Origin of the sequence: Diaphorobacter sp. LI3, assembly GCF_022807955.1 — a bacterium.
Lineage (GTDB): Bacteria > Pseudomonadota > Gammaproteobacteria > Burkholderiales > Burkholderiaceae_C > Diaphorobacter > Diaphorobacter nitroreducens.
The window spans coordinates 4,040,110-4,061,143 of sequence record NZ_CP094346.1 but is presented as its reverse complement, the minus strand read 5'-3'; the positions used below and the strand labels follow the sequence as shown (position 1 = coordinate 4,061,143).

Here is a 21,034-nt window from a genome sequence, read left to right as displayed (position 1 = left end):
GGCTAGGCGCGCGCGGCGTTGAGCGCGGCGCGCGTGGCCTGGGCCGCGTTGCGTGCGGCCGCGGCAAAGTCCGCACCGCCTGAGGCATAGAGCACGGCGCGCGAGGAGTTCACGATGATCGGCCCGTCGGCGCGCAGTCCGGCGCGCACCGTGGCGGCTGCGTCGCCGCCCTGCGCGCCCACGCCGGGGATCAACAGCGGCAGCGTGGGTGCGAGCGCACGCACGCGCTCTATTTCTTGTGGGTACGTGGCGCCCACCACCAGGCCGAGCTGGCCGTTCTTGTTCCAGGGGCCCTGCGCCTGGCGGGCCACGTGCTCGTACAGCAGCGGCTGGCCTTCGACGCTGGCCAGGCGCTGGGCCTGCAGGTCATCGCCACCGGGGTTGGAGGTGCGGCACAGCAGGAAAGCACCCTTGCCGTGGTAGGCCAGATAGGGCTCGATGGAGTCAAAGCCCATGAAGGGCGAGAGCGTCACGGCATCCGCGCCGTAGCGCTCGAAGGCCTCTTTGGCATATTGCTCGGCCGTGGAGCCGATGTCGCCGCGCTTGGCGTCCAGGATCACGGGCACATGCGGGGCGTTGCAGCGCATGTGCTGCATCAGGCGCTCCAGCTGGTCCTCGGCACGGTGCGCAGCGAAGTAGGCGATCTGCGGCTTGAAGGCGCACACCAGGTCGGCCGTGGCGTCCACGATGGCGGCGCAGAAGTCGTAGATCTTGTGCGCCTCGCCACGCACGGACTCGGGAAAGCGCGTGGGTTCGGGGTCCAGGCCCACGCACAGCAGGGAGTCGTTGCGCGTGGTGGCGTCGCGCAGCATGTCAAGAAAAGTCATGTCCGTGATTTTAGGCAACACCGTGCCGGTGCCGTGCACCACGGCGTCCAGGTGTTTTCGCGGGCGGCTTCGGCAAGGACGGCGCCTGCCCGGCACAATCGCCGTCCATGCCTGCCCTTTCCCGCCGCCAGCTCGTCGTTCTTGCCCTGTTGACCCTGGTGTGGGGCCTCAACTGGCCGGTGATGAAGATGGGTGTGGCGCACTTTCCGCCGCTCACCTTTCGCATGGCGTCGCTGTGGCTGGGCCTGCCCATCTTGGCTGCGGTGATAGGGGTGCGCAAGCTGCCCTTCACTATTGCGCGCGCGCATTGGGGCCGCGTGGCGCTGCTGGCGCTGACCAACATGGTGCTGTGGCATGTACTCATGATCCTGGCGATCCCGCAGCTGTCCAGCGGACGCGCGGCCATCCTGGGCTACACCATGCCCATCTTCTCGGCCGTGCTGGGCGCGCTGGTGTTCGGCGACCGGCTGGCCGGTCGTGCGTGGATGGGCGTGGGCGCGGCGCTGGTGGGCGTGTTGCTGCTGCTGTGGCATGAGATCGGCGCGCTGGGCGGCAGGCCCCTGGGCGTGACGTTGATGCTGGTGTCTGCCGCGAGCTGGGCCATGGGCACGCAGCTGCTGCGGCGCCTGACCGTGCCGGTGCCGCTGCTCACGCTGTCGTTCTGGATGGTGGCCATCACCTGCGTGGTACTCACCGTGTTGGCGGTGGCGTTCGAGCGCGAGCGCTGGGTGGCACCCGACGCCCAGGCCTGGGCCGCCATTCTCTACAACGGGCTGCTGGCGCTGGGCTTTGCGCAGACGGCGTGGTTCTTCCTGGTGCGCACGCTGCCGCCCGTGGCCTCCACGCTCAGCGTGATGATGATTCCGGTGCTGGGCGTGTTCAGCGGCGCGCTGTGGCTGGGTGAGGTGCTGCATTGGCAGGACTGGACCGCCGTGGGCCTGATGGCCGTGGCCATCGGTACCGTGCTGTGGCCGGCCCGCGCCGTGCAGGCGCAGGAGTTCAAGTAAAAAGAGCTGCTGGCGCTTATGCAATAAGCGCCAGCAGCTCTGATTTTTATAGCGTTCTGGGGCGGGATCAGCCTGCCGCGCGCTTTTGCAGTATTTCGAAGGCTGGCAGGGTCTTGCCCTCCAGCACCTCCAGGAACGCGCCACCGCCGGTGGAGATGTAGCCCACGTCCTTCTCGATGCCGTACTTGGCAATCGCCGCCAGGGTGTCGCCGCCGCCGGCGATGCTGAAGGCGCTGGATTCGGCGATGGCCTGCGCGATGGCCTTGGTGCCGCCCGCGAACTGGTCGAATTCGAACACGCCCACGGGGCCGTTCCAGACGATGGTGCCCGCGGCCTTGAGCTGCGCGGCCAGTTGGGCCGCCGTCTCGGGGCCGATGTCCAGGATCAGGTCGTCCTCGGCCACTTCGCTGGCCTTCTTCACGGTGGCGGGCGCGTCGGCCGCGAAGGCCTTGGCGACCACCACGTCGGTGGGGATCGGCACCTCGGCGCCGCGCGCGGCCATGGCGGCGATCACGGCATTGGCCTCGCCCACTAGGTCGGGCTCGGCCAGGCTCTTGCCGATGGGCAGGCCGGCCGCCAGCATGAAGGTGTTGGCAATGCCGCCGCCCACCACCAGGCCGTCCACGTTCTTGGACAGGCTTTGCAGGATGGTCAGCTTGGTCGAGACCTTGGAGCCGGCCACGATGGCGACCAGCGGGCGCTTCGGGTTGGCCAGCGCGGTCTGGATGGCGTCGATCTCGGCGGCCAGCAGCGGGCCGGCGCAGGCCACCTTCGCGTACTCGGCGATGCCGTAGGTCGTGCCCTCGGCGCGGTGGGCGGTGCCGAAGGCGTCGTTCACGTAGATGTCGCACAGCTGGGCCATCTTCTTCGCCAGCTCGGGGTTGTTTTTCTTCTCGCCCTTGTTCACGCGGCAGTTTTCCAGCAGCACGACCTGGCCGGGCGCGACCTGCACACCGTCCACCCAGTCGGCCACCAGCGGCACCTCGCGCCCGAGCAACTCGGACAGGCGCTGGGCCACCGGGGCCAGCGAATCCTCGGGCTTGAACTCGCCCTCGGTGGGGCGGCCCAGGTGGCTGGTCACCATCACGGCGGCGCCGGCTTCCAGCGCCATCTGGATGCAGGGCACGGAGGCACGGATGCGCGTGTCCTCGGTGATGCGGCCGGCGTCGTCTTGCGGCACGTTCAGGTCGGCACGGATGAACACGCGCTGGCCACGGGCCTGGCCCTGGGCGCAAAGGTCGGAAAAGCGAAGGATGTGCATGGGAACAGTGGGTGAGTGCGCCGCGCCGTCACGGTGCGGTCATGAAAACTGCGCGGATTGTAGGCGCCTGGTAACCGCGCCGTAACTCTCTACCAGCCCAGCCCGATGTGCAGCGGCAGGTACACCGCCATGCCCACGACGATGGTGCCCAGGATGCCGCGGCGCCAGAAGTAGTAGCCCGCGGCGGCAGCCACGGCGGGCAGCCGTGCGTCCTGCAGCGTCTGGATCAGCGCGCCCTGGCTCATGACCAGCTCGGGCGCGATGACCCCGGCCAGCGCGGCCAGCGGCGCGTACTTCAGGCCGCGGCGCAGCCAGTCGGGCATCGGCAGGTCGCGCTCGGGGATCATGAAGAACGCGCGCGTGAGCAGGGTGATGCCCGCCAGCCCCAGGATGGCGATGGCCGGCTCGATCCAGGCACCGTTCATGTGTCGCCTCCCACCGCGCGAGTACGCGCACGCCGCAGCGCACGCTCGGCCGCTTCGGCGGCCAGCCCTGCGGTGACGGCTGCGGCGATCGCCACCAGGATGTTGAGCTTGAGCGGCAGCGCGAAGGTGGCCACCGCCGCCGTGCAGGCCACGGCCGTGGCGAGCCAGGTGGCGCGGTCGTTCAGCATGGACAGCAGGATGCCCAGCAGCGCCAGCACGCCCGCAAAGCCCAGCCCCCAGGACAGCGGGATGGCGTTGGCCAGCACGATGCCCGCAATGGACGGCACCTGCCAGGCCAGCCAGTTGGCCGAGGCCGCGCCCCAGAAATAGGGCACCTGCTCGGGCGCAGGCACGGGCTTGGGAAAACGCTTCATGAAGCTCACGAAGATCACATCGCCGCTGAAGTAGCCCAGCGCCAGCCGGTGGCGGCGCGGCAGGTGGGCGAAGTAGCTGCGCCACATGCTGCTGAAGATCACGAAGCGCAGGTTCACGCAGGTGGCCGTGAGCCACACCACCCACAGCGGTGCGCCCGCCACCATCAGCGGCAGCACGGCCAGTTGTGCGCTGCCGGCATACACCGCCAGCGACATGAACAGCGCCATCGGCAGCGACATGCCGCTCTTGGCCATGGCCACGCCCGTCACCAGGCCCCAGGCGCCGATGCCCAGGCAGGTGCCGGCCATGTCACCGGCGCCCTGGCGGAAGGCCGGGTCGCGCAGCTGGGCGCGCAGGAAAGGCAGACTCATGGGGCGGCGCCCAGCACCATGCCTGGCGCCAGCGGGAAGCCGCGCAGGAAGTCCGCGGCGGGCAGCCGCTTGCCGCCCGCGCGTTGCAGCACCGTCAAGCGCAGCAGGCTGCCGGCGCCGCAGGCCACGCCGATGCCGTCGGCATCTATAGACACAATTTGGCCGCAGGCCGCATCCGGCGTGCGCGAGCAGCTATCTATTTCGCAGCTCCATACCTTGATGGCATCGGCCCCCAGCGTGGTGGCCGCGCCGGGGAAGGGGTTGAAGGCGCGCACGCGCCGGGCGATCACCTCGGCCGGCTGGTTCCAGTCGATGGTGCTTTCCGCCTTGTCGATCTTGTGCGCGTAGGTCACGCCCTCGGCCGGCTGCGGTGTGGGTTTGAGGCCCCCGCAGGCGGCCATCTCCAGCGCCTCCACGATCAGCCGCCCGCCCAGCTGCGCCAGCCGGTCGTGCAGCGTGGCGGTGGTATCGGCGGGGTTGATGGCGGTCTTTTCCAGCAACAGCATGTCGCCGGTATCCAGGCCCGCGTCCATCTGCATGATGGTCACGCCGGTTTCCGCGTCGCCGGCCTCGATGGCGCGGTGGATGGGCGCCGCGCCGCGCCAGCGCGGCAGCAGGCTGGCGTGGATGTTCAGGCAGCCGAGCCGGGGCGTGTTGAGCACCCACTGCGGCAGGATCAGCCCATAGGCGGCCACCACCATCACATCGGCCTGCGCAGCCTCGATGGCGGCTTTGGCGGCCGCTGCGTCCTCGGGGTATTTGCCATCCAGGCGCAGGCTCAGCGGCTGCGCCACGGCGATGCCGTGCTGCAGCGCGCACTGCTTGACGGGTGAAGCCTGCAGTTTCATGCCGCGGCCCGCGGGGCGGTCGGGCTGGGTCAACACCAGGGGCACGGTGAATCCCGCGGCCAGCAGGCGCTCCAGGGCCACGCGCGCAAACTCGGGCGTGCCGGCAAAAATGACTCTCATACAACGCGTGGAATAGCGGCCCCGGGGTGGGGCTCAGTGAAAGGGGTCGTTGTCGTTCAGCCGCTCGTCCGTGAACATCACGCGCTGCACGACGCCCGCCGGGTCGATGTGCACATGGGCCTGGCGGGGCTCTCCATTGTCACGAAAGCGGTAGGTCCAGATATCGCCATTGAAGCGCGCCACCTTCTCCACCAGCGCAGGCGGGCCGAAGGTGCGTCGCACGGCTGCGCGCGTATCGACGCCATTGCGCAGCGCATGGAAGTGCTCCAGCGTCAGTACCTGCTCCACCCGCACCAGGCGTTGCTGGGCGTCAAAGTCGAGGTGGTAGACCTGTTGGCCTGCGGGCTGGCGGCTGTAGACCAGCCGTTCTCCGCCTTCCGGGAGCATTACGGTCAGCGTGGGTGCGCCCATGGTGCGCTCGATGTCCGCACGCGGCGTGCCTGCTTTCTGCCATTCGGGTACGGCGCAGCCCGCCATAAAAAAAGCCAGCAGCAGTGCGCTCCAGCGGAGCCGGCGCGGTGCGGTTGCGTGCGCCGGCAGCGGGGTCATGCGCGTTCGGCCTGCTTCTGCTGCTTCAGCAGCTTGGTCTTGATGCGGTTGCGCTTCAAGGGCGACAGGTATTCCACGAACACCTTGCCCAGCAGGTGGTCCATCTCGTGCTGGATGCACACGGCCAGCAGGCCCTCGGCCTCGATCACGCGCGGCTGGCCGTCGCGGTCCAGCGCGCGCACGTGCACGGCAGTGGAGCGCTCCACGCCATCGTAGATGCCAGGCACCGACAGGCAGCCCTCGTCGCCCACCTGTTTCTCGGCACTGGCCCAGGTGATCTCGGGGTTGATCAGCACAAGCGGCGTGTCGCGCTCTTCGGAGACGTCGATCACCACGATGCGCTCATGCACATCGACTTGCGTGGCGGCCAGGCCGATGCCATGGGCGTCGTACATGGTGGCGAACATATCGTCCACGATGGCGCGCACGCGCTCATCCACCGCCGTCACGGGCTGGGCGACCTTGTGCAGGCGAGGATCGGGGTAACAGAGAATCGGAAGAATTGCCATGGCAGAGCGCTCAATATGTCGCTATTTTCGCCACTTTTGCCCGCCATTGCGGCGCCCAATCACAATAATCGTTGCCCGATCAAGGGCTTGGGCACAGAATCTCAAATGGTTTGTAATGTATTCGCGGCAGTTTCTTCTGTAAAACAATTAACTGCACCGCAGCGAGAGGGGCGTTTTTCCAATGAATGACACGAGGAACAATATGGCGGCTCAGGCCCGTATGCGCGTGACGGCGCTCGGCGCACTGGCTTTGTTGGCGGGTGCCGCCATGGCACCGGCGGCGCAGGCCCAGAATTACCCGATTACCTCCGAGCAGCGCGCCACCGCGCAGCAGGTGGCCTCACGCGGCGTTCCCCTTTCCGAATTGGCCGCCAATGCGCCCGATACCTACGTGGTGAAACGCGGAGACACGCTGTGGGGTATTTCCGGCATGTATTTGAAGCGCCCCTGGCGCTGGCCGGAACTGTGGGGCATGAATCTGCAGTCCATTCCCAACCCGCACCTGATTTTCCCGGGCCAGACGCTGTACCTGGAAAAGGTGGACGGCTATGCCCGCCTGAGCACCAGCCGCAAAGGCGCGCCCGAGACCGTGCGCGTGTCGCCGCGCACGCGCTATGACAGCCTGGCCGGCACGGCGCTGCCCACGCTCAAGCCGCACCTGATCGAACCCTTCCTCGTCGAGCCTCTGGTGGTGGACGAGCTCACACTGCAGCAGGCCCCGCGCATCGTGGCCACGCGCGACGAACGCATGATCATGGCCAACGGCGACCGCGCCTACGTGCGCGGCCCTGAAGGCAGTCCCCTCGTGATGGCGCCTGGCGTGCCGCGCCAGTACCGCGTGTTCCGCAACGCCATTCCGCTGAAGGATCCGCACACTGGTGAGGTGCTGGGCTACGAAGCGCAGTATGTCGGCCGCGCCGAACTGGTGCGCAGTGAAACTACCACTCCAGTGCCCCAGAGCGATGTAGCGCGGGGCAAGAGTTCCAGCGAGGCCCGGGGGGAAGTGCTGGAGGGGCAAGCCGACGGCACAGCGGTGGACATCGTTCCCGCCACGGTGGACCTGAGGGGCGCGAAGGAAGAGATCCGCGCCGGCGACCGCCTGCTGCCCGCACCACAGCGCAGCTTCAACAGCTACACCCCGCGGGCACCGCAGGGCCCCGTGGATGCCAGCGTGGTGTCGATCTACGGCAGCGCGGCCGTGGCCAACGCCGGCCAGAACCAGGTGATCACCATCAACCGCGGTACGCGCGACGGCATGGAAGCCGGCCATGTGCTGCAGCTGCTCACCAAGGGCGAGCGCTTCAAGGACAAGACCGACGAGCAGCGCGCCATGGTGCGCCTGCCCAGCGAGAGCAATGGCGTGGCGATGGTGTTCCTCACGTTCGACCGCGTGTCCTACGCCCTGATCCTGCAGTCGCAGCAGGCGGTGCGTGTGGGCGACCGTCTGGTCAACCCCGAGTAAGCCCCGGGCGCCGTCACCTGCGGGCGGCCGCTCCCCCGCCTTGTCACCGCGCATGCAACGCGACGAACTGGCCGCCTGGCTGCGACTGACGCTCACGCCTGGCGTGGGCAACGGTGCCGCGCGCAGGCTGCTGGCCGCGTTCGGCCTTCCCCAGAACATCTTTGCGCAGGGCGAGAGGGCCTGGCAGTCCTGCGTCACCACGGCGCAGGCGCGCGCGCTCGCCTGCGTGCCCGATGAGCTGGAGGCGCTGACCGAGCGGACGTGGCAGTGGCTGCTGGACGGGCGGGCGCCCGCGCAGCCGGCGCACGGCATCGTCACGCTGGGTGACGAGGCCTATCCTCCTGCGTTACTGGCCACCGAGGATCCGCCGCTGCTGCTGTACCTGCTGGGTGCCCCGCAGTTCGTGCAGGGCGGCGCGCCGTTCGCACCGGCGCACAGCCTGGCCATGGTGGGTAGCCGCAACCCCACGGCCCAGGGGGCGGACCATGCGCGGCAGTTCGCACGCGCTCTGCGGGAGGCGGGTTTGTGCATCGTTTCGGGCCTGGCGTTGGGCATCGACGCGGCGGCGCACGAGGGCGCGCTGATCGATCCGCCCGACGGCGCCGCGCCCGCCACCATTGCCATCGTGGGCACCGGGCTGGACCGGGTGTACCCGCGTGCCAACAAGGAGCTGGCCCACCGCATCGCGCGCCACGGCTTGCTGGTCAGCGAATACCCGCTGGGCACGCCGCCGTTGCCGGCCAACTTTCCCAAGCGCAACCGCATCATCTCCGGCCTGTCGCAGGGCACCCTGGTGGTGGAGGCGGCGCTGGCCTCGGGCTCGCTGATCACCGCGCGGCTCGCGGCCGAGCAGGGGCGCGAGGTGTTCGCCATACCCGGCTCCATCCACGCGCCCCAGTCGCGTGGATGCCACGCGCTGATACGCCAGGGCGCCAAGCTGGTGGAGTCGGCGCAGGACGTGCTGGAAGAACTGCGCTGGCATGCGCCGGCAGCCGCCATCCCCGCAGCACAGGACGCGTCCGAGGAGCCCCTTGCGCCGTCGTATCAGTGTGTGCTGGATGCGCTGGGGTTCGATCCGCTGGGGCTGGACGCACTGGTGGCGCGCACGGGGCTGGATGCCGCCACGCTGCAAGTACGGCTGCTGGAGCTGGAACTGGAGGGGCGTGTCGCGCGCCTGCCCGGCGGGCTGTTCCAGCGCGTGGGGCAGGCCTAAAGCAGCGACGGCAGTGCGCGCTTCGCGGTGCACGCCTGCGGGGAAGGGGCTTGCCGCGCGGCCTTGACCGCTCGGCGGATCAGCCGGCGCGGTACGGGCACGTGTTTGCTATATAAAAATGAGCTGTTCGCGCTTGCTATTCATCCATTTCAAAGGATTTTTCCGTTGAAACCTGGATGAAATAAGCGCAGACAGCTATGTTTTTTGATGTTATAGCCCGAGCATCAACCGCAGGTTCTGCACCGCGGCGCCGCTCGCGCCCTTGCCCAGGTTGTCCAGGCGCGCCACCAGCACGGCGTGGCGGTAGCTCTCATTGGCGAACACGCGCAGTTCCAACTGGTTGGTGTCGTTGAGCGCGAGGGCATCGAGTTTGCCGTCCTCGGTGGGCGGCAGCACCTTCACCCACTGCTCGGGCGTATTGCTCTTGGCGTAATGGGCCGCCAGTGCGTCGTGCAGGTCCGCCGCCTTCGGCTGGCCGGGCAGCAGATCCAGATGCAGCGGCAGTTGCACCAGCATGCCTTGGCGGAAGTTGCCCACCGAGGGGATGAAGATCGGGCGGCGCGTGAGCCCGGTGTACTTCAGGATCTCGGGCAGGTGCTTGTGCGACAGGCCCAGTGCATACAGCTCAAAGGGCGCCGCCTGGCCTTGCTCGTAGGCCTCGATCATCGTACGGCCGCCGCCGGAGTAGCCGCTCACCGACGGCAGTGCCAACGGGTGGTCGGCGGGCACCAGGCCGGCGTCGACCAGCGGGCGCAGCAGGGCGATGGCGCCGGTGGCATAGCAGCCGGGGTTGGATACGCGCGTGGCGTTGCGCACGGCCTCCAACTGGCCGGGCGCCAGTTCGGGAAAACCGAACACCCAGCCCGGCGCCGTGCGGTGGGCGGTAGAGGCATCAATGATCTTGATGGCGCGGCCGGTCTCGGCAGTGATGGCGTCCACCAGCGCGACTGTTTCGCGCGCGGCATCGTCGTGCAGGCACAGCACGACCAGGTCCACACCGGCGATCAGTGCGCGCTTGGCGGCGGCGTCCTTGCGCAGTTCGGGGGCGATGCTGACCAACTCCACCTGGGGCATGGCCTGTAGGCGCTCACGAATCTGCAGGCCGGTGGTGCCTGCCTCGCCATCAATAAAGACCTTGGACATCGAGTTAGCTCCTGCAAGGGCCGGCCCAGGGAGGGGGCCGGGGGCGTAAGTTATATCCACATCAATGGTGCGTCGCAGCATGATACATTTACCGGTTGCCATTCCCGAGCATGCGGCTGTATTTCCGCTCTTCGGCAGAACGGGTACAAACACCATCCTTCCCCTGAGAGAGACCTCATGAAGATTCACGAATACCAAGGCAAGGAAATCTTGCGCAGTTTCGGCGTGCCCGTCCCGCGTGGCATCCCCGCTTTCACGGTGCAAGAAGCCGTTGAAGCCGCACAAAAGCTCGGCGGCCCCGTGTGGGTCGTGAAGGCCCAGATCCACGCCGGTGGCCGTGGCAAGGGCGGTGGCGTGAAGGTGGCCAAGACCATTGATGACGTGAAGGCACGCGCCAGCGAGATCCTGGGCATGCAGCTGGTCACGCACCAGACCGGCCCTGAAGGGCAAAAGGTGCGCCGCCTGTACATCGAGGATGGCGCCGACATCAAGAACGAACTGTATGTGTCCCTGGTCACCGACCGTGGCACGCAGAAAGTGGCGCTGATCGCTTCCAGCGAAGGCGGCATGGACATCGAGGAAGTGGCCCACTCCACGCCCGAGAAGATCATCACCGAGATGATCGACCCCCTGACCGGCATCACGCCCGAGCAGTCCAAGAAGGTGGCCGCAGCCATCGGCCTGACGGGTGCTTCGGTGGACCAGGCGGTGGACCTGTTCGCCAAGCTCTACAAGTGCTACATGGACACCGACGCGTCCCTGGTCGAGATCAACCCGCTGAATTGCGACTCCAAGGGCAACCTGATGGCCCTGGACGCGAAGTTCAACTTCGACGCCAACGCGCTGTTCCGCCACCCGGAAATCGTGGCCCTGCGCGACCTGGACGAGGAAGATCCGGCGGAAGTCGAGGCCTCCAAGTTCGATCTGGCCTACATCTCCCTGGACGGCAACATCGGCTGCCTGGTGAACGGCGCCGGCCTGGCCATGGCCACCATGGACACCATCAAGCTGTTTGGCGGCGAGCCGGCCAACTTCCTGGACGTGGGTGGCGGCGCCACCCCCGAGAAGGTCACCGAAGCCTTCAAGATCATGCTCAAGAACCCCAAGGTCAAGGGCATTCTGGTCAACATCTTCGGCGGCATCATGAAGTGCGACACCATCGCCACCGGCGTGATCACCGCCTGCAAGGCCGTGAACCTGCAGGTGCCGCTGGTCGTGCGCATGAAGGGCACGAACGAAGAGCTGGGCAAGAAGATGCTGGCCGAATCCGGCCTGCCCATCATCAGCGCCGACACCATGGCGGAAGCCGCCACGAAGATTGTCGAAGCCGTCCGTTAAGCAGGCCCGGAGATAAAACATGTCGATCTACATCAACAAAGACACCAAGGTCATCACCCAGGGCATCACCGGCAAGACCGGTCAGTTCCACACGGAAAAGTGCCAGGAATACGCCAACGGCAAGAACTGCTTCGTGGCGGGTGTGAACCCCAAGAAGGCCGGCGAGAAGATTTTTGACATTCCAATCTTTGGGTCGGTCAAGGATGCCGCCAAGGAAACCGGTGCTACCGTCTCCGTGATCTACGTGCCGCCCGCAGGCGCGGCCGCCGCCATCTGGGAAGCCGTCGAGGCCGACCTGGACCTGGCGATCTGCATCACCGAAGGCATTCCCGTGCGCGACATGCTTGAAGTGCGCAACAAGATGAAGGCCAAGGAAGCCGCTGGCGGCAAGCGCACGCTGCTGCTGGGCCCCAACTGCCCTGGCCTGATCACGCCGGACGAGATCAAGATCGGCATCATGCCCGGTCACATCCACAAGAAGGGCCGTGTGGGCGTGGTGAGCCGTTCCGGCACGCTGACCTACGAAGCCGTGGCACAGTTGACCGAACTGGGCATCGGCCAGTCGTCCGCCGTCGGCATCGGCGGCGACCCGATCAATGGCCTCAAGCACATCGACGTGATGAAGGCTTTCAACGACGATCCTGACACCGACGCCGTGATCATGATCGGCGAGATCGGCGGCCCCGACGAGGCAGAAGCTGCCCGCTGGTGCAAGGCCAATATGAAGAAGCCCATCGTGGGCTTCATTGCCGGCGTGACCGCTCCTCCGGGCAAGCGCATGGGCCATGCGGGTGCGCTGATCTCCGGCGGCGCCGATACGGCGGACGCCAAGCTGGCCATCATGGAAGAGTGCGGTTTCACCATTACCCGCAATCCTTCCGAGATGGCTCGCCTGCTCAAGGGCCTGCTGTAATCCGCGAGCCTGGCACGGTGTAGCGCGCCAGGTTACGCAAAATTACGCACGCGCGCGAGGGTCATCCCTCTCTACACTGTCAGCTCCAACACAAAAGAAACGCCAGCTTGGTTGACCCAGGCTGGCGTTTTCGATCCATAACACTGGAGCCATCAATGGAGTACTTGAGCAATGCCGATTTCTGGATCGGCCTGGTGAAGATCGTCTGGATCAACATCATTTTGTCGGGCGACAACGCTGTCGTCATTGCCTTGGCGGCGCGTTCGCTGCCTCCGCAGCAGCAGAAGAAGGCCGTCATGTTCGGCTCCGGCGCGGCGGTAGTGCTGCGCATCGTATTGACGGTAGTGGCGGCCAAGCTGCTGGAGCTGTCCTTCCTGCAGATCGTCGGGGGCTGTCTGCTGCTGTGGATTGGTTATCAACTCCTCACGGGCGAAGAGGAAGACGACGGTGCTTCCAAATCCGCAGGGGGCATGTTCGCGGCCATCCGCACCATCCTGATTGCCGACCTGGTGATGAGCCTGGACAACGTCATTGCCGTCGCGGCGACGGCCCAGGGGAACATGGTGCTGCTCGTCCTGGGGCTGGCCATCAGCATACCGCTGGTGATCTTCGGCTCCACCCTGATGATCAAGCTCATGGAACGCTTTCCCGTCATCGTCACGCTGGGGGCCGCGTTGATCGGTTGGGTGGGAGGCGAGACCATCGTCAACGACAACTTGCTCCACGATTACGCGATGGTTCATCCGTGGCTCCACTACGTAGCCGCCATAGCGGGCGCCGTGCTGGTGGTGATGGTGGGCAAGCTGATGCAATCCCGCGGCGAACCTCGGCAAGCCTGAAAAGTCTGGCGCGCGTTAGTGCGACGGGAATGTGCCGCGACCTGACGGACATGTCCATGAAGTAGCAAAAATGGCAGCCAAGAAGGGCTGCGTAGGGCCTCTTTTGCAACACACGTCAACGGGCCTGGCTTGCACGCGTTCAACATCATGACGGACCTGTCGCCCGGTGCGCCTCGACTATGATGCTTGTATCTTTAAACCAGACCAGCGCGGTAGAGTCTGAACGCCGTTGAGGCGGCCAGACCGGCCCGTGCAGTTTGGTAGGCGCTGGGGTGATAGAGCCCGTGACTGAGTACAGAACGCATGGCCGCCGCGCTGGTCTTCGTGAAGCCCGAACGGTTACGCGCGCCTTGATTGAGCGCGCATGCACAAGCAAGGGATCTGAAGATCATGTCTGTTACCTCAGTGACGGTGGGCATCGACGTGGCCAAGGCGCACGTGGATGTCTGTGTGCTGGGTGCCAAGAGCAGCGCCCAGCGGTTTGACAACGATGCCGAAGGCCACTCGGCGCTGGCGGCTGCCCTGCAGCCCCTGGACGTGGGTCTGGTGGTGATGGAGGCCACCGGCGGCTACGAGGCCGCGTTAGCGTGTGCCCTGCAGGCCACAGGCCTGCCCGTGGCGGTCATCAACCCGCGCCAGGCGCGCGACTTCGCCAAATCCATGGGACGCCTGGCCAAGACCGACGCGGTGGATGCGCGCACGCTGGCCGAGCTGGCAGCGGTGCTGCTGCGCCGCGACGATCTGCAGCGCTTCTTGCGCCCCCTGGCCGATGAGCGCCAGCAGTGGCTCGCGGCCCTGGTCACGCGCAGGCGCCAGTTGCTGACCATGCTCCATTCGGAGCGCCAACGGCTGCAGATCACGCCCAAGAAGCTGCACGCCAGCATCGAGGCCATCGAGGCGGCGATCAAGGCGCAGCTCGATGAGATCGAAGAGCAGATGGTCACGCATGTGCGCGAGCACTTTGGGGAGCTCGACACGCTGCTGCAGTCGGCTGCGGGAGTCGGCCCGGTGGCCAGTGCCACGATGATTGCCGAGCTGCCAGAGCTGGGCCGGCTGAACCGGCGCGAGATCGCTGCATTGGTGGGCGTGGCGCCCATGGCCAATGACTCCGGCGGCAGCAAGGGCAGGCGGCGCGTACAAGGCGGGCGCTTCGAGATCCGCCGCGTGCTGTACATGGCAACGCTCACGGCCACCCGCTACAACCCGGCCATCAAGGCCTTCTACGAGCGTCTGAAGGCCGCTGGCAAGTTGCCCAAGGTCGCCCTGGTCGCTTGCATGCGCAAGTTGCTCACCACGCTCAACGCCATGGTGCGCACTGGAAAACCTTGGGACAAGTCGCTTCATTGCGCTTGACTTCGAAGACGGTTACTCAGTCCCGCAATGCCGGTTGTGAGGGATATGCAGCGATGCCCTCCTCAACCGCATGTAAAGCGCCTTCGCGTGAGGCGTATCGCGGGAGTCTCTTATGAAACCTCTGCCGATGCTGAGCTACGAATTCTGCGCGTTGACGGACACGGGGCGGGTGCGCTCCAACAACGAAGACGCTGTGGCCATCCATGAGACGGCGCAGATGGTCATCCTGGCCGACGGCATGGGGGGCTACAACGCGGGCGAGGTGGCTGCCGGGATGGCGATCACCTACATCGGCACCGAGATGGTCCGCTGGCTGCAAGGCGACGGCTCCGAGGCATCGCCTTCGGATGTACGGCATGCACTAGAGGCCTGTGTGGACAATGCGAACCACGCGATCCTCGGGGCCTCGATGTCCAACCCCCAGTACCTGGGAATGGGTACCACGCTGGTCGTCGGCGTGTTCCGTGACGACCGGCTCATTCTCGGCCACATCGGTGATTCGCGCTGCTACCGGTGGCGCGAGGGCCTCTTGCGGCAGATCACGCGCGACCACTCGTGGTTGCAGGAGCAGATCGACCTGGGACTGCTCACGCCGGCACAAGCAGCCGTTTCGGGGCAGCGCAACCTGGTGACACGGGCGCTGGGGGTGGATGTGTCCGTGCACATAGAAATCAACGAATTTCCTGTCGAGCCCGGTGACTTGTTCATTCTTTGCTCCGACGGCCTGACGGATATGTTGAGTGACGAAGATTTGGCCGAACTGGCGCGGATGCCCATTGCGCTACAAGATAAAGCGGCGCGCATGGTGGCCATGGCCAACGCCATGGGAGGGCGGGACAACATCAGCGTAGTGCTGGCGCAAACGCAACTCGCTCAAGACGCCAAAAAACGCGGCGGCCTCATGGCGCGCCTGCTGGGCACCTCGTGACCCTTCCGCCAAGCTCAGCCCGACCGCCAGGGCTTCATTTGCCTGTGCCCGGAAATTGCTACTTCCCTCTACTAGCTAAGTTGTTTGGATAAGGAAAAGTGATCATGCCCAGAATGGTCGTGTCGATCGATGGAGTTGTCATCAAGGAAGTTACCTTCACCAAGGAACGCACAACGGTAGGCCGCCGCCCCTACAACGACGTGGTCATCGACAACCTTGCCGTCAGTGGTGAACATGCGGTCTTCCTCATGAATGGGGATGATGTGGAAGTGGAGGATCTGGGCAGCACCAACGGCACTTATGTCAATGGCAAGGCCATCAAGCGACAGCCTTTGCGCAACGGCGACACGGTGGAATTGGGGAAGTACAAAATCCGCTTCCTGCACGAAGAGCCTGGGCATGACTATGAGAAGACGATGGTCTTCAAGCCCGGCATGCTGCCGCCGCTGGCCAAGCCTGCGGCCCCTGCGCCAGTCGTGCTGAGCGCCGCCGTGCGGGTGATGAACGGCCCCGCCGCCGGCCGTGAGGTGGCTCTGACAAAAGTGGTTACCACCATTGGCAAGCCCGGCGTGGCCGTGGCATCCATCACCAAGCGCCACAACGGCTTCGTGCTGGCTCATGTGGAGGGGGGTGACTTTCCGTTCCTGAACGGTACGCCCATTGGAGTGGACCCCATAACTCTCAAGAATGGTGACCGCATCGCTCTGGCCAGCACTGAGATGGAGTTTGTGCAGGGCTAGAGCGTGCAGAGGGCAACGCTAGTGTGGCGATCATTAGCGCTTCGCTTTTAAAAGCCGTTAGCGCCTGATGGGAGAAAGGGTGCTGCCGCGGGTCGCAGAATGCCGCGCTGCCTCTAACAGACCGAATTGCGTAGCTCTCCACGTCGAACACCTTGGGGTGACAAATGTGTCGACGTGTGACCGATTGGTTAGGCTTTTCCTTTGCTGGGTCAAGGAAACTGGTGAAAAATGTCGCGCGCTGCAACGTTTGGTTGCATTCTGATGTTGGCACAGAAGCTGCTCAAGTTTTCTCAACCCGCAGGATTCCTCTGCGGGGGCTATTACCTAATTCCGAGGAGGATTTATGAAGCGTACCCTGCAACAAGGTTTCACCCTGATCGAATTGATGATCGTTGTGGCGATCATTGGTATCTTGGCTGCCATTGCGCTGCCTGCTTACCAGGACTACACAGTCCGCACCCGAGTTTCTGAAGGCTTGAGCCTTGCCGAAAGTGCAAAAAGCATGCTGGCCAGCGATGCTACGTCTGTCAATGATCTGGCGAACGTGGTGACCACTTGGAATGCACAAGCAGGCAATACTGGTGCAAATTCTAAGTTTGTTGAAAAAGTGCAAATCGGTGGTACGGGTGAAATCACGGTGACCTACCGTGCTGCCGCAGTCGGTGTGGCTGCCGCAAAAAATACCGTGAATATTAACCCGTTTGTGCGCGATACTGCTGGTGCGCCACAACAGCTGAAGGCCGCATTGACGGCAGGGGTGAGCGGAGCGCTCGACTGGGCTTGCGCTTCGGCGACCCAAGTTGCTGCCACGAAAGCAGGCATGAAGGCAACAGCGGGTACACTGGAAGCGAAGTACGCTCCTGCTATTTGCCGATAATTTTTCCTACCTCACGAAAAGGAGTGCCCGGCACTCCTTTTTTTTAACCGCCGATGTCGCGCCACTGGTCCATTCTTTCCAATTGGATGGTGAATGCCGTTACGCTGGCCTTCGCCGCTCCTTTGATTTTTGGCGTATGGTACCCGTATCCCACGCTTCACGTCCTTGAAATGGGACGCACGCTATGCACGATTTTAGGCATCCAATTTTTCCTTGCCGTAGCACTACCCATCCTTCTAATAAAAACAAATAAAACAAAAAAAGCATTGGCCATTGATTGGACGTTGATCATTGCCATCCAAATTGCAGCGTTTTTATTAGGATTTTTTGTCTTAATCAACGGACGGCCTGTTGCCATAGTATTTGAGCGCGACAGGTTTGTCGTTTTGCAAGCCAACGAAGTGGTATGGCGCTCATCCAAAGGAAACGATCATTGCGCAATACAGGGCTCACTGCGCGGCCCCTTGCTGGTCGCCGTTGACTTTCAAAATCCAAAACTCTCTTCCACTGAATTGATTTTTCAATCCTTCCAAGGCATCGAGCCGAGCCAGCGCGAAGAATTATGGACAGATTATGCCTCTGTCTCCAAGCAGGTGCTGGACGCCGCCAAACCGGCAACCGACCTGCGCCCAGAAGATTTTGAGAAATTTTTCATGAAAAAAATCAACAACCCACTGACGGCGGACATGTTAGCAGATCAAATAAAATTCATTCCATTCACCAGCACAAAAAACAAGGAATGGATCGTTTTCCTGGACAATTCAGGCCACGCCCGCGAATATGCACCAATAGATGGCTTTAAACAATATAAACAATAGTACATCAAAACGAGACCAATAGCAGCCCCATCATCACCCGCCAAACAAGGAGCCAAATTGATTATTTTACAAAAGAACACAATACGTTTGTCACTGCTATTCGTATTTGTCTTGTCTGGGTTTGCCGGATTGATTTATCAATCGATTTGGACGCACTATCTCGGATTATTTTTGGGGCATGCCGCCTATGCGCAGGCTCTGGTGCTCGCGATATTCATGGGCGGAATGGCTCTGGGCGCTGTGAGCGTGGCGCGCATGGGCTTGCAATGGCGTAACTTGATCAAAGTCTACGCCGCCATCGAGCTGGTGATCGGTGTATTTGGTCTGGTTTTTCATTGGATTTTTAATACTATTGCCGCATTTAGCTATGACGTGATTATTCCATTGCTGGGATCTTCGTTGAGCATCGATTTATTGCGATGGTCTGTTGCGGCTGCGCTCATCTTGCCACAAACCGTTTTGCTCGGAATGACCTTCCCCTTGATGAGCGCGGGATTAATCAGAAAATTCCCAGAAGGCGCAGGCGGATTATTAGGCGGCCTTTATTTTGCAAATAGCATCGGCGCCGCTGCGGGCGCACTGATTGCGGTATTTGCTTTGGTTCCCTGGGTTGGACTGCCAGGAGCGATGATTTTTGCATCTGCTTTTAACTTTCTGGTTGCCATATTGGCATGGCTTCTTGCGGGCAAGGATCAAACAAAAGCCCCTGTCAGCAACGCCTCCTTGATAAGCAAAGCAGATCAGAACGGCAGGAAGAGTCGACTGATCCGATCCGTTCTGTGGGGAACCGCTATATCGGGCGCTGCCTCTTTTACCTACGAAATCGTATGGATACGAATGCTGAGCATGGCAGTCGGCAGTACCATGCATGCATTTGAATTAATGCTTGCATCCTTTATCGGCGGTATCGCATTCGGAGGATTGTGGGTCCGCAAAAGAGCTGATACCGTCGATCAACCATTGAAACTTGTTGGGTGGATGCAAGTTTTCATGGGTTCTGCTGCTTTGATTTCGCTGATAGTTTACGGCAACTCATTTGAATGGGTCGGCTGGTTGATCCAGTCACTGGCAAGAACAGATGAAGGTTACGCGCTGTTCAACATAGGAACAGCAGTGATTGCTATAGCTATCATGCTGCCCGCCGCGTTCTTTGCTGGGACGACGCTGCCCCTTTTCACCGTGGCGTTGCTGCGCGATGGCGCCGGCGAGGGCGCCATTGGCAAGGTTTATGCGGCAAACACGATTGGGTCAATAGCAGGTGTGTTCATCGCGATTCATCTGCTAATTCCCATCGTTGGATTGAAACTCACTTTGTGCATTGCTGCACTTGTGGACATTGCTGTCGGCCTCTTGTTTTTGCGAGCTTTTGTGAGTGATAGGCGCTCTCTCAGGGGTTTCGGACTCGCCGCCGCTCTTTCCGTATTCTTCCTTGTCATCGGCTTGCGTGTGCCATTTGATGCCATGCGATTAGCTTCTGGCGTATTTCGATCAGGCAACTCTCAGCTCACCAATGAGGATAATATCGTTTTCTATCGCGATGGAAAAACCGCAAGTGTTGCTGTCATCGCAAACCGTGACGCCAAAACGCTTCGGATAGCAACCAATGGCAAGGTGGATGCTGCAGTACTGATGTCAGATCACGGTATTCCACCGCATGACGAGCCCACAATGGTTATGGCGGCTGCATTGCCACTTGCTATCGTCGACCAACCGAAAAATGTAGGCGTGATCGGCTTTGGTTCTGGATTGACATCACATACATTACTTGGCGATACACGCATCCAAAAAGTGGACACCATTGAAATAGAAAAAGTAATGGTGGATGGTGCTAAGCTCTTCGGCAAAAGAGTTGAACGCGCATACTCCGATCCGCGCTCCACGATTGTCATTGATGATGCGAAAGCATTTTTTTCGGGACAGAAAACGAAATACGATATCATCATTTCCGAACCGTCCAATCCATGGATCAGCGGAGTAGGGGCGCTTTTTTCGGAGGAATTTTATAAATTCATTCCACGCCACCTGAGTGACAATGGCGTATTTGTTCAATGGGTGCAATTATATGAAATCAACGAATCTCTGGTTGGCTCTATATTGCGGGGCTTAACCAGCTCATTTTCAGACTATCAAGCTTGGCTATCCAACGGGTCAGATCTATTGATAATTGCAACACCCAAAGGGAAAGTACCTCCTGTTGATTTTTCAAAAATCCAGGATGGCGGACACTTATTCACGGAACTTCAAACCCTGAATATCGCATCCTCTGACCAAATTGCCTTCAGAAGGGTGGCAGATGCAAGAATGTTGCGCGGCTTTGCACGTTTGTATGATCAGTTGCGTACCAATTCAGATTTCTACCCAGTGCTCGGTCTAAATGCTCCCCGCACACGTTTCAAACACCAAAACGCCGACCATTTACTCGAACTTCCACATCAGCCTACACTCATGCTGGAAATGCTGGGGGTAAGAGCCGCGATGCCCTCAAAGCTTGAGCCATCAAATTTAAATCACTTTCCTGCAGAACTAGTAACGAAACGCGCGCGCGCCATTGGCGCCATTCTTCGTGGAGAGGAAGAAAACCATCAAGTAGCAGGTTTGCAACCAGGCCGATCTACCGCACCAGGTCTGTTACTCAAGAGTGCGGTACCTTATTGTGGAAAGCCTTGGACTAAGCAACAGATTTATGTTTTGGCAAGTCGCATGAGAGAAGTCGTTGATCTCACGATGGCATTTCTGGCCCCGGAGCACATGAAAGGCGTTTGGATCGCCCCCCAATGGATTGATTGCGCTTCCATGCCAGATGAGATAAAAAGAACTCTCAAATTGCTCGAAGCCATGGCATCGAGAGACACTAGGAAAATGGAAACCACCGCTAGAGAATGGCTTGACAATCGCCCTCACAACGCTGTGTTAGACGAAGAATTTGCGCCTGTTGCTTATTCCGCCATGTCACTGGCGTTAGCTCAGCAAGAGAAATGGGAAGACGTGGCCGCCATGGAAGATCAATATGGTACCAAAGTAAAATCTACCGGTGGCTATCAGCGCCAAAGATGGTTATTAAATGCAATGGCATTCGAATAATCAAATGAGCCGCTAAATGGAGGGCGGTCTCAAATCT

At 62.2% G+C, this 21,034-nt stretch carries 20 protein-coding genes; 12 read left to right on the top strand and 8 right to left on the bottom strand.

What is annotated here, in order from left to right:
* Positions 1-2: 2 nt before the first annotated feature.
* Positions 3-827 carry an orotidine-5'-phosphate decarboxylase gene (gene pyrF, locus MRB47_RS18945; protein WP_041839097.1) on the bottom strand — a complete coding sequence of 275 codons (825 nt, stop codon included), beginning with the start codon at positions 825-827 and terminating at the stop codon, positions 3-5.
* 107 nt (positions 828-934) lie between these two features.
* Between pyrF and MRB47_RS18940 the strand changes: the two genes are divergently transcribed.
* Complete coding sequence (locus MRB47_RS18940) at positions 935-1,834, top strand: DMT family transporter (protein WP_252101475.1); 900 nt, start codon at positions 935-937, stop codon at positions 1,832-1,834.
* 67 nt (positions 1,835-1,901) lie between these two features.
* On the opposite strand, the gene MRB47_RS18935 is transcribed toward MRB47_RS18940, so the two are convergent.
* The 6 genes from MRB47_RS18935 to def form a co-directional block, all read right to left on the bottom strand.
* Positions 1,902-3,095 (bottom strand): phosphoglycerate kinase, encoded by a 1,194-nt coding sequence (locus MRB47_RS18935; RefSeq protein ID WP_252101474.1) that lies wholly within the window; start codon positions 3,093-3,095, stop codon positions 1,902-1,904.
* 89 nt (positions 3,096-3,184) lie between these two features.
* Positions 3,185-3,520: an AzlD domain-containing protein gene (locus tag MRB47_RS18930; protein WP_011807136.1), complete on the bottom strand. Its 336-nt coding sequence runs from the start codon at positions 3,518-3,520 to the stop codon at positions 3,185-3,187.
* Entirely contained in the window at positions 3,517-4,266 is a 750-nt protein-coding gene (locus MRB47_RS18925; RefSeq protein ID WP_011807135.1) for an AzlC family ABC transporter permease, read from the bottom strand. The genes MRB47_RS18930 and MRB47_RS18925 overlap by 4 nt, the downstream gene beginning before the upstream one ends.
* Complete coding sequence (gene fmt, locus MRB47_RS18920; protein ID WP_252101473.1) at positions 4,263-5,234, bottom strand: methionyl-tRNA formyltransferase; 972 nt, start codon at positions 5,232-5,234, stop codon at positions 4,263-4,265. Before fmt ends, MRB47_RS18925 begins: the two co-directional genes overlap by 4 nt.
* A gap of 33 nt (positions 5,235-5,267) precedes the next feature.
* On the bottom strand, positions 5,268-5,783 hold the full coding sequence (locus MRB47_RS18915) for a hypothetical protein (protein ID WP_088888070.1): 516 nt from the start codon (positions 5,781-5,783) through the stop codon (positions 5,268-5,270).
* The gene (gene def, locus MRB47_RS18910; protein WP_011807132.1) at positions 5,780-6,292 is read right to left on the bottom strand and encodes a peptide deformylase; all 513 of its coding nucleotides are present in this window, start codon (positions 6,290-6,292) and stop codon (positions 5,780-5,782) included. The genes MRB47_RS18915 and def overlap by 4 nt, the downstream gene beginning before the upstream one ends.
* Before the next feature lie 202 nt (positions 6,293-6,494).
* Here def and MRB47_RS18905 point away from each other — a divergent pair, with 202 nt between their 5' ends.
* Both MRB47_RS18905 and dprA read left to right on the top strand, forming a co-directional pair.
* Positions 6,495-7,754, top strand: a complete 1,260-nt coding sequence (locus tag MRB47_RS18905; protein ID WP_252101472.1) for a LysM peptidoglycan-binding domain-containing protein — start codon at positions 6,495-6,497, stop codon at positions 7,752-7,754.
* 52 nt (positions 7,755-7,806) lie between these two features.
* Positions 7,807-8,967, top strand: a complete 1,161-nt coding sequence (gene dprA, locus MRB47_RS18900; RefSeq protein ID WP_252101471.1) for a DNA-processing protein DprA — start codon at positions 7,807-7,809, stop codon at positions 8,965-8,967.
* A gap of 210 nt (positions 8,968-9,177) precedes the next feature.
* Here the strand turns inward: dprA and argC are convergent, their stop codons facing one another.
* Entirely contained in the window at positions 9,178-10,110 is a 933-nt protein-coding gene (argC, locus tag MRB47_RS18895) for an N-acetyl-gamma-glutamyl-phosphate reductase (protein ID WP_252101470.1), read from the bottom strand.
* Positions 10,111-10,287: 177 nt separating this feature from the next.
* Between argC and sucC the strand changes: the two genes are divergently transcribed.
* The 9 genes from sucC to MRB47_RS18845 all read left to right on the top strand — a co-directional run bounded on the left by sucC (position 10,288) and on the right by MRB47_RS18845 (position 20,997).
* Complete coding sequence (sucC, locus tag MRB47_RS18890; RefSeq protein ID WP_011807128.1) at positions 10,288-11,448, top strand: ADP-forming succinate--CoA ligase subunit beta; 1,161 nt, start codon at positions 10,288-10,290, stop codon at positions 11,446-11,448.
* Between the two features lie 19 nt (positions 11,449-11,467).
* Complete coding sequence (gene sucD, locus MRB47_RS18885) at positions 11,468-12,361, top strand: succinate--CoA ligase subunit alpha (protein ID WP_011807127.1); 894 nt, start codon at positions 11,468-11,470, stop codon at positions 12,359-12,361.
* A gap of 155 nt (positions 12,362-12,516) precedes the next feature.
* Entirely contained in the window at positions 12,517-13,200 is a 684-nt protein-coding gene (locus MRB47_RS18880; RefSeq protein WP_252101469.1) for a TerC family protein, read from the top strand.
* Positions 13,201-13,590: 390 nt separating this feature from the next.
* A complete protein-coding gene (locus MRB47_RS18875) occupies positions 13,591-14,553 on the top strand; it encodes an IS110 family transposase (RefSeq protein WP_011804582.1) in 963 nt (320 codons plus the stop codon).
* 112 nt (positions 14,554-14,665) lie between these two features.
* Positions 14,666-15,481: a Stp1/IreP family PP2C-type Ser/Thr phosphatase gene (locus tag MRB47_RS18870; protein WP_252101468.1), complete on the top strand. Its 816-nt coding sequence runs from the start codon at positions 14,666-14,668 to the stop codon at positions 15,479-15,481.
* A 104-nt stretch (positions 15,482-15,585) separates the two neighbouring features.
* Entirely contained in the window at positions 15,586-16,221 is a 636-nt protein-coding gene (locus MRB47_RS18865) for an FHA domain-containing protein (RefSeq protein WP_252101467.1), read from the top strand.
* Between the two features lie 343 nt (positions 16,222-16,564).
* Positions 16,565-17,098, top strand: a complete 534-nt coding sequence (locus tag MRB47_RS18855) for a pilin (protein WP_411275717.1) — start codon at positions 16,565-16,567, stop codon at positions 17,096-17,098.
* Positions 17,099-17,151: 53 nt separating this feature from the next.
* Positions 17,152-17,916, top strand: coding sequence for a hypothetical protein (locus MRB47_RS18850; RefSeq protein ID WP_252101466.1), 765 nt, complete (start codon positions 17,152-17,154; stop codon positions 17,914-17,916).
* Positions 17,917-17,973: 57 nt separating this feature from the next.
* Positions 17,974-20,997 (top strand): fused MFS/spermidine synthase, encoded by a 3,024-nt coding sequence (locus tag MRB47_RS18845; RefSeq protein ID WP_252101465.1) that lies wholly within the window; start codon positions 17,974-17,976, stop codon positions 20,995-20,997.
* The last annotated feature ends 37 nt before the right edge of the window (positions 20,998-21,034 follow it).